Below are 13,333 nucleotides of genomic sequence, written 5' to 3'. Positions count from 1 at the left end.
AGAGTCTCCTAGGTTCGAATCAGGTGGCCGCTGGCGGGCAGCGGCTGGCCATCCAGCATTGCGCCTTGGGCGCCAAGACGCAAGCGGCCTTCGGCAAACCAGCGTACGGCCAGCGGATAGATCTGGTGTTCCTGCTGATGCACGCGGCGCGCAAGGCTTTCGGCCGTGTCGTCTGCCATGACCGGCAGCACAGCTTGTACGACCAGAGGGCCACCATCGAGTTCCTCGGTGACGAAGTGCACGCTGCAGCCGTGCTCGCTGTCGCCGGCTTCGAGAGCCCGCTGATGGGTGTGCAGGCCTTTGTGCCTGGGCAGCAGTGAGGGATGGATATTCAGCAGGCGGCCTGAGTAATGCTGAACGAAGCCTGGCGTGAGGATGCGCATGAAACCGGCCAGCACCACCAGATCAGGCTGGTGGGCGTCGATGGCCTGGATCAGCGCGGCATCGAAGGCTTCGCGGCCGTCGAACTGCTTGTGGTCAAGCAGTTCGGTGGCGATTGCGGCCTGTTTCGCCCGCTCCAGGCCATAGGCACCGGCGCGGTTGCAGATAACCGCGGCGATGCGGGCCGGATTGCCGTCGTGGGCGACGCTGTCGATCAGCGCTTGCAGGTTGCTGCCTGACCCGGAGATCAGGACGACGACATTGCAGGACATCAGTGGGCTTTCAGGTTGTTCAACTGAACCTGGGCTGCACCTTCTGCCGCTGCGGTGATCTGGCCGATGACCCAGGGTTGCTCGCCGCTGGCACGCAGGCTGGCCAGGGCGGTTTCGACCTGATCCTGAGCGACGCAGATGACCATGCCGACACCGCAGTTCAGAACGCGGTGCATTTCGTGCTCGTCGACATTGCCTTGTTCCTGCAGCCAGTCGAACACGGCCGGGCGATTCCAGCTGGCGACGTCGATCACCGCTTGGGCGCCCTGCGGCAGTACGCGCGGGATGTTGTCCAGCAGGCCGCCGCCGGTGATGTGGGCCATGGCCTTGACCGCGCCGGTGTCCTTGATCAGCTTGAGCAGCGGCTTGACGTAGATGCGGGTCGGCGCCATCAGCAGGTCGGCCAGGGCCTTGCCATCCAGTTGCACCTGCTCGATGTCGGCGCCGGAGACTTCGATGATCTTGCGGATCAACGAGTAACCGTTGGAGTGCGGGCCGGAGGAGGGCAGGGCAATCAGGGCGTCGCCAGTGACGACCTTGGAGCCGTCGATGATTTCGCTCTTCTCCACCACGCCAACGCAGAAACCGGCCAGGTCGTAGTCCTCGCCTTCGTACATGCCCGGCATCTCGGCGGTTTCACCACCGACCAGAGAGCAGCCAGCCAGTTCGCAGCCTGCGCCGATGCCGGTGACCACGGTGGCGGCCACATCGACGTTGAGCTTGCCGGTGGCGTAGTAGTCGAGGAAGAACAGCGGTTCGGCGCCGCAGACCACCAGGTCGTTGACGCACATGGCGACCAGATCCTGGCCGATGCTGTCGTGCTTGTTCAGATTCAGCGCCAGGCGCAGCTTGGTGCCGACGCCATCGGTGCCGGACACCAGGACGGGTTGCTTGTAGCCGGCCGGGATCTCGCACAGGGCGCCGAAGCCGCCCAGGCCACCCATGACTTCCGGACGCGCAGTGCGCTTGGCCACGCCCTTGATGCGCTCGACCAGGGCTTCACCGGCATCGATGTCGACGCCTGCGTCCTTGTAGCTGATGGAGGGTTGCTTGCTCATAGATCCGGGCCTTTGGATGGGGAGTTCGTGTAGGCGCCGACGTGGCGCAGGCTCATCCAAGGAGCCCGGCGCGCGTACCGGCTGGCGAAGGCGCGCGATTTTATCAGGCTTGCCCGGTAGCGGCCACTCGCGTGCATGCGCTTCGTCGCAGGCACGGGCTCTGGTTGCCGGGGCTTGAGCGGCTGTTTAAGGTATAGGCCTTTGTGGCCGCCCTCCGTGCAGCCATCCCTTGCGAGAGTCCGCCCCAATGCGTTTGCCCATCCGTCTGCTGTTCTTTTGTCTGTCGCTCTTGAGCCTGCCGGCATTGGCCGCGCCGGTTACCGGTCTTTATCAGGTGCGTGAACCCGTGGCGGATCAGCAGCCGGAAAGCCGTGACGCGGCCATGCAGAAGGTCTTGCAGACTCTGGTGCTGCGTTTGACCGGTGATGCCAAGGCGCTGCAGAGCGCCGGGCTGGAAGGTCTGCGCAAGGACCCGCAACAGATCGTCAGTCAGTACGGCTATGAAGGCGACGCGCTGTTGGTCGAGTTCGATCCGGCCAGCACCGATCAGCAGCTGCGTCAGGCAGGCCTGGCCCTGTGGGGCGCCAACCGTCCGGCCATCCTCACCTGGTGGCTCAACGAATCGCCGGAAGGCAGCCAACTGGTTGGCGAAAGCCAGAGTGCATCGGCGTTGCTGCGCGATGCTGCTCAGCATCGTGGCCTGCCGCTGCGTCTGCCGCTGGCGGACCTGAGCGAGCAAGCGCTGGGCAATGCCGACGCGCTGCTGGCCAATGACCCACAGGCACTGCGCGAGGCCTCCGAGCGCTATGGCGCCGATGCCTTGCTGGCCGTGCAGGCGACCGAGAGCAGCGGTAACTGGCAGGCTACCTGGCGCCTGTGGCTGGGCGACGAGCGTGAACAGGGCAAGGCCGAAGGCGCCGATCAGGCTGCGCTGGCCGATGCAGTGCTGCTGGCGGTGGCCGAGCGCCTGGCTCCGCGTTTTCTGGTCAAGCCTGGTGCGGCGCAAAGCCTGACGCTGGTGATCGAAGGTGCTGATCTGGGGCGTTTCGCGGCGCTGGAGCGCTTGCTCGAACCCTTCGCCGCGCGTTTGCAGGAGATCGACGGCCAGCGCCTGGTCTATCAGGTCAGCGCCAGCCCGGAGCAACTGCGTGCACAACTGGCATTGGGGCAGATGCAGGAAGTCAGTGAGCCGCTCGATGCCGCTGAGCCGGTAGAGAATCCGCAGGCCGCTGCAACCGAGGCTCCGCAGGTGAAACCGCGCACCGATCAGTTGCGCTTTCGCTGGTAGAATCCCCGTCGGCTAGACCACTGCCCAGTTCTGCGGCGCCTTCCTGGCGCCGTTTCGCACCGAGGACGCGAGCATGACCGATTCCACCCGTTGGCTATGGATGGCTGGGCTGTTTCTGCTTGGCTGGCTGCTGTATCTGCTGCACCCGATCCTTTCCCCGTTCCTGATCGGCATCCTGCTGGCCTATCTGGGCGATCCGCTGGTCGACCGCCTCGAGCGGCACCGCCTGTCGCGCACTGGCGGCGTGGTGGTGGTGTTCACGCTGTTCGCGCTGGTGCTGCTGATCCTGTTGCTGGTGCTGGTGCCCATGCTGGGACGACAGCTGGTGCGTCTGTACCAGCTGGCGCCGGAAATGCTCGACTGGCTGCAGAGTACGGCGTTGCCCTGGTCGCAATCACATCTGGGGTTGCAGGATGACCTGCTGCAGGTCGACCAGCTCAAGCAGGTCTTCGCCGATAACATCGGCAAGACCACCGATGTGCTCAAGATGGTGCTGGCTCAGGCCACGTCCTCGGGCCTGGCGCTACTGGCCTGGCTGGGCAACCTGCTGCTGATTCCGGTGGTGAGCTTCTACCTGATGCGCGACTGGGATGTGCTTGTCGAGCGCCTGCGTCGCCTGCTGCCGCGCCAGCGCGAAGGGTTGATAGTCAAGCTGACTGGCGAATGCCACGAGGTGCTCGGTGCCTTCCTGCGCGGCCAATTGCTGGTAATGCTGGCGCTGAGCATCATCTACGCCTCTGGCCTGATGCTGGTGGGGTTGGAGCTGGGGTTGCTGATCGGCGTACTGGCCGGCCTGGCGAGCATCGTGCCCTACATGGGCTTCATCGTCGGCATCGGTGCGGCGTTGACCGCTGCGCTGTTCCAGTTCGGTCTCGAGCCCTATCCGCTGATCGGCATCGGTGTGGTGTTCATGATCGGCCAACTGCTCGAAGGCATGGTCCTGACGCCCATGCTGGTGGGCGATCGCATCGGTTTGCACCCGGTCGCGGTGATCTTCGCCATCCTCGCTGGCGGCCAGCTGTTTGGCTTCACCGGCGTGCTGCTGGCCCTGCCGGTTGCCGCTGTGATCATGGTTCTGCTGCGCCATGCCCATGATTTGTATAAACTTTCCGGTCTTTACGGAGAGTCCAACAGCGGTTCTGACGAACCGCCGAGCCCTGCATGAAACCAATCCAGCTGCCTCTGGGGGTGCGTCTGCGTGACGACGCCACCTTCGCCAACTACTACCCCGGCGCCAATGCCGCGGCTTTGGGCTATGTCGAGCGTCTGTGCGAGGCCGATGCCGGCTGGACGGAAAGCCTGATCTATCTGTGGGGCGCTGAAGGCGCAGGGCGCAGCCACTTGCTGCAGGCCGCCTGCCTGCGCTTCGAGCAGCGCGGCGAAGCGGTGGTGTACCTGCCGCTTGGCGAGGTGGTGCAGCATGGCCCGGAGCTTCTCGACAACCTTGAATTGTGTGAGCTGGTCTGCCTCGATGATCTCGATGCAGTGGCTGGGCGCAGCGATTGGGAGGAGGGTTTGTTCCACCTGTTCAACCGTCTGCGCGACAGCGGCCGGCGTCTGTTGCTGGCCGGCACCATGTCGCCGCGCGAGTTGCCGATTCAACTGCCCGATCTGAAGTCGCGGTTGACCCTTTCGCTGGTCTTCCAGCTGCACGAGCTGTCCGACGAAGACAAGCTGCGCGCCCTGCAGCTGCGTGCCTCGCGTCGTGGTCTGCAGATGAGCGACGAGGTTGGCCGCTTCATCCTCACCCGTGGTGAACGCAGCATGAGCGCGCTGTTCGAGCTGCTGGAGCGCCTGGATCAGGCCTCGCTGCAGGCCCAGCGCAAGCTGACCATTCCCTTTCTCAAGGAAACCCTGGGCTGGTAGCGGCAAGCCAATACGCGTCGCTCTGCCTGTCCCCAAGCCCCATTACATGGCCGATTCAGCGTCCGAGCGGCCCTCGGTGCGCACGACGCACCCTACGACGCAACATGTCGGGTGTGCCGTGCGCACCAATAACCCCCTGGATAGCGCGGCTTACGGCTGTTGCTTATTCCCCCGCCACCTTGCGGTCGTACTGGAAGCGCCAGCGCGTATACAGCAGCGCCGTGCAGAACAGGCCGAAGCTGATTACCGCCTCCAGCGCGCCGAACAGTGCACGCGCCGGGTCGATGGCGGCCAGTACGCCCTGGATGAAGTAGATATTGACCACGAAGCAGGCCCAGGCGTGGGCGCGGGCGTTGCCCATCAACATCCCGGGGGCGAGCAGCGCCAGTGGCAGCAGTTGAATGGCCAGCACCACGCCGACCCGCGCGCCATGCAGATCGGCGAAGGCCAGATTCCACACCAGCAGCAGGGTCAGCAGGGCGATGAAACTGAACAGGCTCAGCGCTCGACTGAGTTTGACCCGTGGCTCCAGCCATTCGAGGCTGGGCAGGGGTTTCTTCGCTCGGGCCACGTTCAGCGCTCCAGTTTGCTGGCGGTTTGCGCCAGGCGTTGACCCAGTGCGCGGCACAGGGCTGTTTCATGCTCGTCCAGCGCGCGTTTGCCGTCGCCGCCGGCATGCTGGCTGGGGCCGTAGGGCGTGCCACCGCCGCGGGTTTCGAGCAGGGCCGATTCGCTGTAGGGCAGGCCGCAGACCAGCATGCCGTGGTGCAACAGCGGCAGCATCATCGACAGCAGGGTTGTCTCCTGGCCGCCATGCAGGCTGGCGGTGGAGGTGAACACGCCGGCTGGTTTGCCAACCAGTTCGCCGGTGAGCCACAAGTTGCTGGTGCCATCGATGAAGTACTTGAGTGGTGCGGCCATGTTGCCGAAACGGGTCGGGCTACCCAGGGCCAGGCCCGAGCAGTTCTTCAGGTCGTCCAGGGTGGCATACATGGCGCCGTCCTCCGGCACGCTCGGCGCAACGGCCTCGCATTCGCTGGATACCGCCGGCACCGTGCGCAGACGCGCTTCCAGGCCGGCCATCTCGACACCGCGGGCGATCTGTCTGGCCATTTGCGCGGTGGCGCCATGGCGGCTGTAGTAGAGCACGAGGATGTAGGGTGCACTCATGCCAGCAACTCCAGCACTTTTTCCGGTGGGCGGCCGATCACGGCCTTGTCGCCAGCGATCAGGATCGGGCGCTCGATCAGCTTGGGATGCTTGACCATGGCCTCGATCAGCTGCGCCTCGCTCAGACCGGCATCGCTCAGGCCCAGCGCCTTGTACTCGTCTTCGCCGCTGCGCAGCAGTTCGCGGGCGCTGATGCCCAGCTTGCCGAGCAGGCTCTTGAGTTCACCGGCGCTGGGTGGCGCTTCCAGATAACGCACTACCTGCGGTTGCAGGCCGCGGGCTTCCAGCAGCTCCAGAGCGCTGCGGGATTTCGAGCAGCGCGGGTTGTGGTAGAGGGTCAGGTCGGTCATGGTGGCTCGCATCCGGCTTGAGGTGGCGGCTATTCTAACCGCCTGCTGCGCGGATGCACGCAAACCGCTGGGTCGCTTTGCTGCGACCTTTTCCCGCGGCGCACTGTCTGTTCAGGTTTGAGGGCTAAGGAGAGGTCATGCAGGTTCGTTTAAAGGACTGGCTGGGGTTCTGGGTGAGTCTCTACAAGCGTTTCGTGGAGAACCGTGGCGCAGGCAATGCGGCTGCCTTGACCTACACCACCTTGTTCGCCGTGGTGCCGATGATGACCGTGACCTTCGCCATGCTTTCTGCGATTCCGGCATTCAAGGATGTGGGCGAGGACATCCAGGGTTTCATCTTCAACAACTTCGTGCCTTCCACTGGCGAGACGGTGCAGGAGTACCTGCGCGAGTTCACCACGCAGGCGCGGCAGTTGACCTGGTTCGGCGTGGGGCTGCTGGCTGTCACCGCCTTCCTCATGCTGGTGACCATCGAAAAGACCTTCAACGTGATCTGGCGGGTGCGCCAGCCGCGCCGTGGTATGTCCAGCTTCCTGCTGTACTGGGCGATCCTCAGCCTCGGGCCGTTGCTGCTGGGCGCAGGTTTTGCGGTCAGTACCTATATCGCCTCGCTGTCGCTGATCTCCGGGCCGGATGCCGTCGTGGGCGCCAAGACTCTGCTTGCCTTCGCGCCGTTGCTATCGAGCATCGCAGCCTTCACCTTGCTCTATGCGGCGGTCCCCAACACTCGGGTGCCCTTGCGCCATGCACTGCTCGGCGGTGTGTTCAGCGCCGTGCTGTTCGAAGTGGCCAAGGCACTGTTCGGCCTATACGTGCGCCTGTTCCCCGGTTACCACCTGATCTATGGCGCCTTCGCCACGGTGCCGCTGTTTCTGCTGTGGATCTATCTGTCCTGGTTGATCGTGTTGCTGGGCGCCGAACTGGTGTACGGCCTCTCGCAACCTCGGCACTGGCGCCGTGAACCCATCCCCAAGGGGCTGATTCTGCTGGTGGTGCTGCGCCTGTTGCTCAAGCGCCAGCAGAAGGGTCAGGTCCTGCATTACGGCGATATGCAGCGTGCTGGCTGGCGCTTGCCCGAGGACGAATGGAGCCAGGTGATGGACGTCCTCGAGCGCGAGCACCTGGCATGCAAGGCCAGTGGTGGCGGTTGGGTGCTGTGCCGTGACCTGCATGCTTTTTCCCTGCATCAACTACTCGAGTGCAGCCCTTGGCCGTTGCCGAGCCTCTCGCAACTGCCCGCTCAGCTCGACGAGCCCTGGTATCCGGCATTGCGCGAGGGAATGGAGCGCCTGCAAGCGGAGCGCGAGGAGCAGTTCGGCGCCAGTCTGGCGGACTGGTTGCCGGGGAAGGGCTGAGGAAGCGTAACGGAGGGTGACGAAAAACGTCACTTTCAGGCGTTGCCCAGGCCTGATGCGCTCTGAGCAAAAGCGTGGCGGCAATGAATGCGTTGTAGAAGGGCTGGCACGCTTCTAGCAACTGCAAGGTCAGTTGCTATCGAACTGCCAGCAAGGCAGGGATCGCTGAGGACGCAGGCAGTAATGACGGTAAAAAACAGGGTAATCCACCTTCATCGACGCGATCCGCAGGAAGCGTTGACGCGGCTCAAACGAATCACGGGGCTGCACTTCGCACGCTGGCCGGAGTCGCTGCTCGAGCATGTTGCTGCCGAAAACCTGCAGCCGGACGCTGACGACTCAAATCCGCAGGTTGCGCCCAGCTCCGGAGTTTCCTCCGGCTGAAAGCGAAACCCCGCGTCGATGCGCGGGGTTTGCTGGTGCAGTTCCGGCTCAGGCCATGGCCTGGCGGCTCTCGCTGTTGGCCAAGTCGACGGCCTGAACGAAGAACTCCTCGACCACCAGGCTCTGCGCCGGCACCGCCGAGCGCAGGCGTACCTGCATGTCTTCGATCTTCAGCCGCACCGGCATGCGCGCGATCCCGGAGAGCAGGATCTTGCCATGGGCATTGACCTTGCCGTGGTCGACATTGACCTCGCGACGCTTGTCCCCGTCGCGATAACTCACCAGCAGCGACACCGGCAGGTTGGCCAGCCCCGGCAGTTGTAGCCAGGTGGCGACGTTGTATTCGGCTACGCGCCCCTCGTAGGGCGTGACCAGCAGGTGAGCGACGTCGACGATGCGCGAGGGCACGGAGCCAATCAGCTTGTCTTGCGCTTGGGACATGGTGAAATTCCAGGCTGGGTGAGACTTGAGTGTCTGGAATTATAAGCAGCCACCTGCCGGCGAAACTGTGCACTCGGCAGACAGGCGGCGTGACTGGGGTCGCAGTTTCGCGTTTCAGGCCAGGCGCAGCGGGTGGCGGGTAACCGATGAGGTCTGCAGGTTGCTGTCGGGCAGTGGCAGGATCGCCTGGTTGTGCACGCTGGCCAGTTGCAGCCAAAGGTGCTCGCCGGAGGCGAACTGGCCGTTGGGCAGCCACAGGCCATGGTGCCAGCCGTTGCCCGGTGCCGGGGTACTCTGCAATACACCCGGATGAGTCTGCGCATTGGGCGCGCGTCGCAGCCAGACCGGCCGTGGCAGGCCTTTCAGATAGCGCAGCCCGAGGTGCAAGCCTTCGCTATTGAGATGACGCCAGCGCACCAATGCCAGCGTCGGTGTGCCATTGGTAAGCAGCAGAACCAGTTGACCGACCTGCAATTGCCCGCCCTCGTTGGCGTTGCACAGCAGGCGCGCGCCGCCTGGGCTGGCATCGAGAAGCTGCGCCTCGGTGCGCTGCGGCAGCTTGTCCAGCAACTGCGCATGAATGGCCGGCAGGCCGATCACCAGGCTGCATTGTCCGTCCAGCTCGGCGCGTTCATGGCGACGTTGCTGGCGCCCCAGCCAGTGCTGACGTACTCGTTCGAGCAACTGGCGTTCCTGCGTGCTTTGCAGCGGCGCTGGCTCATGCAGCGCGATCAGCAGCGCGCCCAGTTCGAAACGGCGCAGGTTGGCGGCGTCGCCTTCGATACGCTGTTCGAAACTCAGGCAGGCCTGTGATTCGCTGAGGTCGACTACCGGACCTTCGATTTCATCGTCCTCATCCCAGGCTTGCAACCTGGCCAGCGCCGCCAGAGGTGCCAGTGCGCTGAACAGGGTCAGGCATTCGCCTTCATCGAGGTGGAAGGGGTTGCTCAGGGCCAACAACAGCATCTGCTGGTAGAGGCCGCGCAGGGTGCTGGCCGGCTTCGGCTCGAAGGCAGCAGCCACTGGCTCGTCCAGACACTGCTGATGCTCGCCGATCCAGTACAGCAGGTGGCTGTCTCGCCAGAGCGCCGCGGGAGGCTCCTGGTACAGCTGATAGTGGCGCAGCAACTGCTGGGCAAGGAAATGCTGGGCCATGTACAGACACCAGGCCAGGTGCGGCATCGATGGTTGACGCCCCTGCAGGATTTGCAGCAGCAGGCGTTTGAAACCGATCGCCAGCTCGCCGCAGAAACGCACGAACAGAGTGCTTGGCGGATGCTGGCGATTGGCAAGACCGGCGTAATGGCGATACTCATCACTGAAGTTTTGCAGCGCACGCTGCCTTTCCAGTAAGGTCAGAGCGCTGCGATTGAGCGAAAACAACAGGCCCAGCAGGTGTTGCAGGCCATGTTCCGGCTCCAGGTGGCGAGCAGTCGCGAGTCGCTGGACGATTTCCGCCGGCGATAGGCTGTTGTCCTCGCGGATGTCCGGTACTTCCAGGCGCAGGGCATCCAGCGTCATATCAACCCCGGGTGGACGAGGATCGAGTACATGGGCTTAGGGCTCCGGAATGTCGGCAAGGCTGTTATGGGTATCTGCGCCGCTCTGCTGCTGACGGCTTGTGCCGAAGATTACGGCCTTGATCAGCATGGACGAAAGGTAACGGCTGAGAGCCTGGATGGCCAGTGGCTAGTCATTAATTATTGGGCTGAATGGTGCGCACCGTGCCGCACGGAAATTCCCGAGCTCAACGCCCTGGAAGAAGAGCTGAAGAACCAGTCGGCGCGAGTGATCGGCGTCAATTTCGACGCTCTGCAGGGCGATGACCTCAAGCGTGCAGCGGACAGTTTCGACATTCGTTTCACCGTGCTGGCGCTGGACCCGGCGGCGCGCTTCGAGCTGCCGCACAATGACGTGCTGCCGGTGACCTACATCGTCGATGCCGAGGGCAAGCTGCGCGAGCGTCTGGTGGGCGAGCAGACCTCGGCGGGCTTGCAGGCGCATCTCAAGCGGTTGCGCGGGCAGTAACGCCGAGAAAAATCGCGGCGACATGCAGTCGCAGTAATAGGTAGCATGCTAAGCTTTTGCTCCGGCCGAACCTGCGCCGTGCTTCATGAGTCTGCCTGATGTCCGCTACCCATCTTACCCGTGGCAGCGCCGGTTATCGGCGCGCCACCCTGGCGCTGTTCTGCGCCGGTTTCGCTACCTTCGCCATGCTCTACTGCGTGCAGCCGCTGCTCCCTCTGCTGGCGGCGCACTTTCGTGTTTCTGCGGCCAGCAGCAGCCTGGCGCTGTCGCTGACCACACTGAGCCTGGCGCTATGCCTGCTGGTATCCGGTGCGCTGGCTGAGAGCTGGGGGCGCAAACCGGTCATGGCGGCGGCGCTGGGCCTGGCCGCGATGCTGGGGATCGCCTGCGCACTGGTAGAAGAGTGGGGCAGCCTGCTGATTCTGCGTGCGCTGCTGGGACTGGCGCTGAGCGGATTGCCGGCGTTGGCCATGGCCTATGTCGGCGAAGAGTTCGATCCCGAGGCGCTTCCGGCGGCGATGGGGCTGTATATCGGCGGTACGGCGTTGGGTGGGTTGCTCGGACGCTTGCTGGCTGGTCTGCTCAGTGACCTGGGTGGCTGGCCCTGGGCGCTTGGCGGCATTGCCGGGCTCGGCTTGCTGGCGTTGGGGCTGTTCGTCTGGCTGTTGCCGCCTTCGCGGCATTTCACCGCCCAGCCGTTGTCCTTGCGCGGGCTGCTGCGCAACTTCGTCTTGCACCTGAGCAACCCGCGTCTGCGCGTGCTGTTCGCCCTGGCCTTTCTGCTCATGGGCGGCTTCGTTGCGCTGTTCAACTATGTCGGCTTTCGTCTGGCCGGAGCGCCATTCAACCTGTCGGCGACGGTGATCGGTCTGCTGTTCACCGTCTACCTGCTGGGTATCTTCAGCGCCGGATGGGCAGGGCGCCTGGTCCCACGCTTCGGCGCACGCCAGGTGCTGCATGGCGGCATCGGTCTGATGCTGCTTGGGGTGGCCCTGTGCACAGGGCCGTGGCTGAGCGCTGTGGTGATCGGGCTGGCGCTGTTCACCCTGGGTTTCTTCGCGGCTCATGCGGTTGCCAGCGGGCAGGTCGGTATCCATGCGCAGGGGGCCAAGGCGCAGGCCTCGGCGTTGTACCTGTGTGCCTATTACCTCGGCTCCAGCCTGGTGGGCTACGTCGGTGGTTATGTCTGGGAGCACGCCGGCTGGCTGGCATTGCTCGGCGTTCTGGCCTCGTTATTTATCGTCGCCAGCGCTCTGGTAAGGCGTATTTAGGCTGGTTGCCGCTCGTTCAGTGCAGGTTCAAGGAGGGTTCAGCAGGGATTCAGTAGTCTTCCCGCAGACTTGTTGCCGAATTGATCAAAACTGCAACGAGAGGAACGATGCAATGAAAATCACCCTGAACCGTCTCGCATTCGCGACCTGCCTGGCCCTGGGCGCAACCGCTGCCCAGGCCAACGACAATTTCGTCGGCCTGACCTGGGGGCAGACTGACAACAACATCCAGAAGTCCAACTCGCTGAATGCCAACCTCGGCAATCCCAAGCTGGACAAGGTGATCAATGGCGAGAGCACCTGGGGTCTGCGTGCCGGCCAGAAGACCGCCGATAACCGCTACTACGCGACTTACGAGAATGTCTCCGACAGCCACAATGGCTACAAACTGCGTCAGCAGAATCTGCTCGGCAGCTACGACATGTTCGTACCGCTGGGCAGCAACAACACCAAGCTGTTCGGTGGTGTGACCGCCGGCCTGGTCAAGCTCGAGCAGGAAAGCCACGGCTTCTCCCGTGACAGCGACATCGGATTTGCTGCAGGTTTGCAGGCCGGTATCCTGCAGGAACTCAACAGCACTGCATCGATCGAAGCCGGCTATCGTTACCTGCGTACCAACGCCAGCACGGAAATGAAACCGCATGCTGAAGGCAAGGTCGGGTCGCTGGATCTGCATAGCAGCGCGCAGCTCTACCTCGGCGCCAACTTCGCCTTCTGATGGCGACTCAGCGTTACCAGGCCGGGCATCAGTCCGGCCCTCGCACAACTTAAATCAGGGGGAGTCTCATGAAATTGCTGGTGGTGGAAGATGAGGCGTTGCTGCGTCACCATCTGTTCACTCGCCTCAGTGAAAACGGACATGTGGTGGATGCCGTGCGCACCGCCGAAGAAGCACTGTACCGAGCTGAGTCCTTCAATCATGATCTGGCCCTGGTCGACCTCGGTCTGCCCGGTATGAGCGGTATCGACCTGATTCGTGAGCTGCGCAGCCAGGACAAGAACTTTCCAATTCTGATCCTCACCGCGCGCGGCAACTGGCAGGACAAGGTCGAAGGGCTTTCCTGCGGTGCCGACGACTATGTGGTCAAGCCGTTCCAGTTCGAAGAGCTGGAAGCGCGCCTGAACGCGCTGCTGCGACGTTCTTCCGGGTTCACCAAGTCGACCATCGAGGCCGGCTCTCTGGTGCTTGACCTCAATCGCAAGCAGGCCACAGTTGATGAACAATCGCTGCAACTGACCGCCTACGAGTACCGTATCCTCGAGTACCTGATGTTGCATCACCAGCAGGTGGTGGCCAAGGAACGCCTGATGGAACAGCTCTATCCGGGCGACGACGAGCGCGATCCCAATGTCATCGAGGTACTGGTCGGCCGCCTGCGGCGCAAGCTGGAGGCCGTGCTGGGCGGCAAGCCGATAGAAACCGTACGTGGTCAGGGCTACATGTTCAACGAGCGCTGCAAGTGAGCCGA

Annotated in this window: 16 protein-coding genes; 9 read left to right on the top strand and 7 right to left on the bottom strand. The window is 63.5% G+C overall.

Translation table 11 applies throughout. From position 1 onward, the window contains the following. Nucleotides 1-8: 8 nt before the first annotated feature. Together purN and purM are read right to left on the bottom strand one after the other, a co-directional pair. On the bottom strand, nt 9-653 hold the full coding sequence (purN, locus tag ACN0X6_RS09590) for a phosphoribosylglycinamide formyltransferase (RefSeq protein ID WP_417703488.1): 645 nt from the start codon (nt 651-653) through the stop codon (nt 9-11). Next, on the bottom strand, nt 653-1,711 hold the full coding sequence (purM, locus tag ACN0X6_RS09585) for a phosphoribosylformylglycinamidine cyclo-ligase (RefSeq protein ID WP_417703486.1): 1,059 nt from the start codon (nt 1,709-1,711) through the stop codon (nt 653-655). The genes purN and purM overlap by 1 nt, the downstream gene beginning before the upstream one ends. A 247-nt stretch (nt 1,712-1,958) precedes the next feature. Here purM and ACN0X6_RS09580 point away from each other — a divergent pair, with 247 nt between their 5' ends. The 3 genes from ACN0X6_RS09580 to hda all read left to right on the top strand — a co-directional run bounded on the left by ACN0X6_RS09580 (nt 1,959) and on the right by hda (nt 4,865). After that, the gene (locus ACN0X6_RS09580) at nt 1,959-2,999 is read left to right on the top strand and encodes a DUF2066 domain-containing protein (protein ID WP_417703484.1); all 1,041 of its coding nucleotides are present in this window, start codon (nt 1,959-1,961) and stop codon (nt 2,997-2,999) included. Between the two features lie 73 nt (nt 3,000-3,072). Further along, entirely contained in the window at nt 3,073-4,164 is a 1,092-nt protein-coding gene (locus tag ACN0X6_RS09575) for an AI-2E family transporter (protein ID WP_417703482.1), read from the top strand. Next, entirely contained in the window at nt 4,161-4,865 is a 705-nt protein-coding gene (gene hda / locus ACN0X6_RS09570) for a DnaA regulatory inactivator Hda (RefSeq protein WP_417703481.1), read from the top strand. The genes ACN0X6_RS09575 and hda overlap by 4 nt, the downstream gene beginning before the upstream one ends. 163 nt (nt 4,866-5,028) lie before the next feature. Here hda and ACN0X6_RS09565 read toward each other — a convergent pair whose 3' ends face one another. Genes ACN0X6_RS09565 through arsC form a run of 3 tightly spaced genes read right to left on the bottom strand, consistent with a single transcriptional unit; the run spans nt 5,029 to nt 6,385 of the window. Then, nucleotides 5,029-5,436: a DUF2069 domain-containing protein gene (locus tag ACN0X6_RS09565; RefSeq protein ID WP_417703479.1), complete on the bottom strand. Its 408-nt coding sequence runs from the start codon at nt 5,434-5,436 to the stop codon at nt 5,029-5,031. A 2-nt stretch (nt 5,437-5,438) separates the two neighbouring features. Beyond that, entirely contained in the window at nt 5,439-6,035 is a 597-nt protein-coding gene (gene wrbA, locus ACN0X6_RS09560) for an NAD(P)H:quinone oxidoreductase (RefSeq protein WP_417703477.1), read from the bottom strand. Then, the gene (arsC, locus tag ACN0X6_RS09555; protein WP_417703475.1) at nt 6,032-6,385 is read right to left on the bottom strand and encodes an arsenate reductase (glutaredoxin); all 354 of its coding nucleotides are present in this window, start codon (nt 6,383-6,385) and stop codon (nt 6,032-6,034) included. Before arsC ends, wrbA begins: the two co-directional genes overlap by 4 nt. A 137-nt stretch (nt 6,386-6,522) precedes the next feature. Between arsC and ACN0X6_RS09550 the strand changes: the two genes are divergently transcribed. Together ACN0X6_RS09550 and ACN0X6_RS09545 are read left to right on the top strand one after the other, a co-directional pair. After that, complete coding sequence (locus ACN0X6_RS09550) at nt 6,523-7,740, top strand: YihY family inner membrane protein (RefSeq protein WP_417703473.1); 1,218 nt, start codon at nt 6,523-6,525, stop codon at nt 7,738-7,740. A gap of 183 nt (nt 7,741-7,923) precedes the next feature. After that, nucleotides 7,924-8,124: a hypothetical protein gene (locus ACN0X6_RS09545; RefSeq protein ID WP_417703471.1), complete on the top strand. Its 201-nt coding sequence runs from the start codon at nt 7,924-7,926 to the stop codon at nt 8,122-8,124. 48 nt (nt 8,125-8,172) lie between these two features. On the opposite strand, the gene ACN0X6_RS09540 is transcribed toward ACN0X6_RS09545, so the two are convergent. Both ACN0X6_RS09540 and ACN0X6_RS09535 read right to left on the bottom strand, forming a co-directional pair. Further along, nucleotides 8,173-8,565, bottom strand: a complete 393-nt coding sequence (locus ACN0X6_RS09540; RefSeq protein ID WP_417703470.1) for a hypothetical protein — start codon at nt 8,563-8,565, stop codon at nt 8,173-8,175. A gap of 114 nt (nt 8,566-8,679) precedes the next feature. Beyond that, nucleotides 8,680-10,086, bottom strand: coding sequence for a PilZ domain-containing protein (locus ACN0X6_RS09535; RefSeq protein ID WP_417703468.1), 1,407 nt, complete (start codon nt 10,084-10,086; stop codon nt 8,680-8,682). A gap of 30 nt (nt 10,087-10,116) precedes the next feature. On the opposite strand from ACN0X6_RS09535, the gene ACN0X6_RS09530 reads away from it, so the two are divergent. The 4 genes from ACN0X6_RS09530 (at nt 10,117) to ACN0X6_RS09515 (ending at nt 13,328) form a co-directional block, all read left to right on the top strand. Continuing rightward, entirely contained in the window at nt 10,117-10,593 is a 477-nt protein-coding gene (locus ACN0X6_RS09530; protein ID WP_417703467.1) for a TlpA disulfide reductase family protein, read from the top strand. A 98-nt stretch (nt 10,594-10,691) separates the two neighbouring features. Continuing rightward, complete coding sequence (locus ACN0X6_RS09525) at nt 10,692-11,864, top strand: MFS transporter (RefSeq protein WP_417703465.1); 1,173 nt, start codon at nt 10,692-10,694, stop codon at nt 11,862-11,864. A 112-nt stretch (nt 11,865-11,976) separates the two neighbouring features. Continuing rightward, nucleotides 11,977-12,582, top strand: coding sequence for a hypothetical protein (locus ACN0X6_RS09520; RefSeq protein ID WP_417703463.1), 606 nt, complete (start codon nt 11,977-11,979; stop codon nt 12,580-12,582). A gap of 68 nt (nt 12,583-12,650) precedes the next feature. Next, nucleotides 12,651-13,328 carry a response regulator transcription factor gene (locus tag ACN0X6_RS09515; RefSeq protein ID WP_017679011.1) on the top strand — a complete coding sequence of 226 codons (678 nt, stop codon included), beginning with the start codon at nt 12,651-12,653 and terminating at the stop codon, nt 13,326-13,328. The last annotated feature ends 5 nt before the right edge of the window (nt 13,329-13,333 follow it).

The organism is Pseudomonas sp. (assembly GCF_048269965.1).
Classification (GTDB): Bacteria; Pseudomonadota; Gammaproteobacteria; order Pseudomonadales; family Pseudomonadaceae; genus Aquipseudomonas.
Note: the sequence above shows the minus strand (reverse complement) of the source record. Positions and strands in the feature narration are given on the sequence as shown.

Excerpts from the sequence above, each read along its gene's own strand:
- purN (WP_417703488.1), bottom strand. The coding sequence starts at position 653 with ATGTCCTGCAATGTCGTCGTCCTGATCTCCGGGTCAGGCAGCAACCTG.
- ACN0X6_RS09545 (WP_417703471.1), top strand. The coding sequence starts at position 7,924 with ATGACGGTAAAAAACAGGGTAATCCACCTTCATCGACGCGATCCGCAG.
- ACN0X6_RS09530 (WP_417703467.1), top strand. The coding sequence starts at position 10,117 with ATGGGCTTAGGGCTCCGGAATGTCGGCAAGGCTGTTATGGGTATCTGC.
- ACN0X6_RS09580 (WP_417703484.1), top strand. The coding sequence starts at position 1,959 with ATGCGTTTGCCCATCCGTCTGCTGTTCTTTTGTCTGTCGCTCTTGAGC.
- ACN0X6_RS09515 (WP_017679011.1), top strand. The coding sequence starts at position 12,651 with ATGAAATTGCTGGTGGTGGAAGATGAGGCGTTGCTGCGTCACCATCTG.
- ACN0X6_RS09575 (WP_417703482.1), top strand. The coding sequence starts at position 3,073 with ATGACCGATTCCACCCGTTGGCTATGGATGGCTGGGCTGTTTCTGCTT.
- purM (WP_417703486.1), bottom strand. The coding sequence starts at position 1,711 with ATGAGCAAGCAACCCTCCATCAGCTACAAGGACGCAGGCGTCGACATC.
- wrbA (WP_417703477.1), bottom strand. The coding sequence starts at position 6,035 with ATGAGTGCACCCTACATCCTCGTGCTCTACTACAGCCGCCATGGCGCC.
- ACN0X6_RS09535 (WP_417703468.1), bottom strand. The coding sequence starts at position 10,086 with ATGACGCTGGATGCCCTGCGCCTGGAAGTACCGGACATCCGCGAGGAC.
- ACN0X6_RS09550 (WP_417703473.1), top strand. The coding sequence starts at position 6,523 with ATGCAGGTTCGTTTAAAGGACTGGCTGGGGTTCTGGGTGAGTCTCTAC.
- hda (WP_417703481.1), top strand. The coding sequence starts at position 4,161 with ATGAAACCAATCCAGCTGCCTCTGGGGGTGCGTCTGCGTGACGACGCC.
- ACN0X6_RS09520 (WP_417703463.1), top strand. The coding sequence starts at position 11,977 with ATGAAAATCACCCTGAACCGTCTCGCATTCGCGACCTGCCTGGCCCTG.
- arsC (WP_417703475.1), bottom strand. The coding sequence starts at position 6,385 with ATGACCGACCTGACCCTCTACCACAACCCGCGCTGCTCGAAATCCCGC.
- ACN0X6_RS09540 (WP_417703470.1), bottom strand. The coding sequence starts at position 8,565 with ATGTCCCAAGCGCAAGACAAGCTGATTGGCTCCGTGCCCTCGCGCATC.
- ACN0X6_RS09525 (WP_417703465.1), top strand. The coding sequence starts at position 10,692 with ATGTCCGCTACCCATCTTACCCGTGGCAGCGCCGGTTATCGGCGCGCC.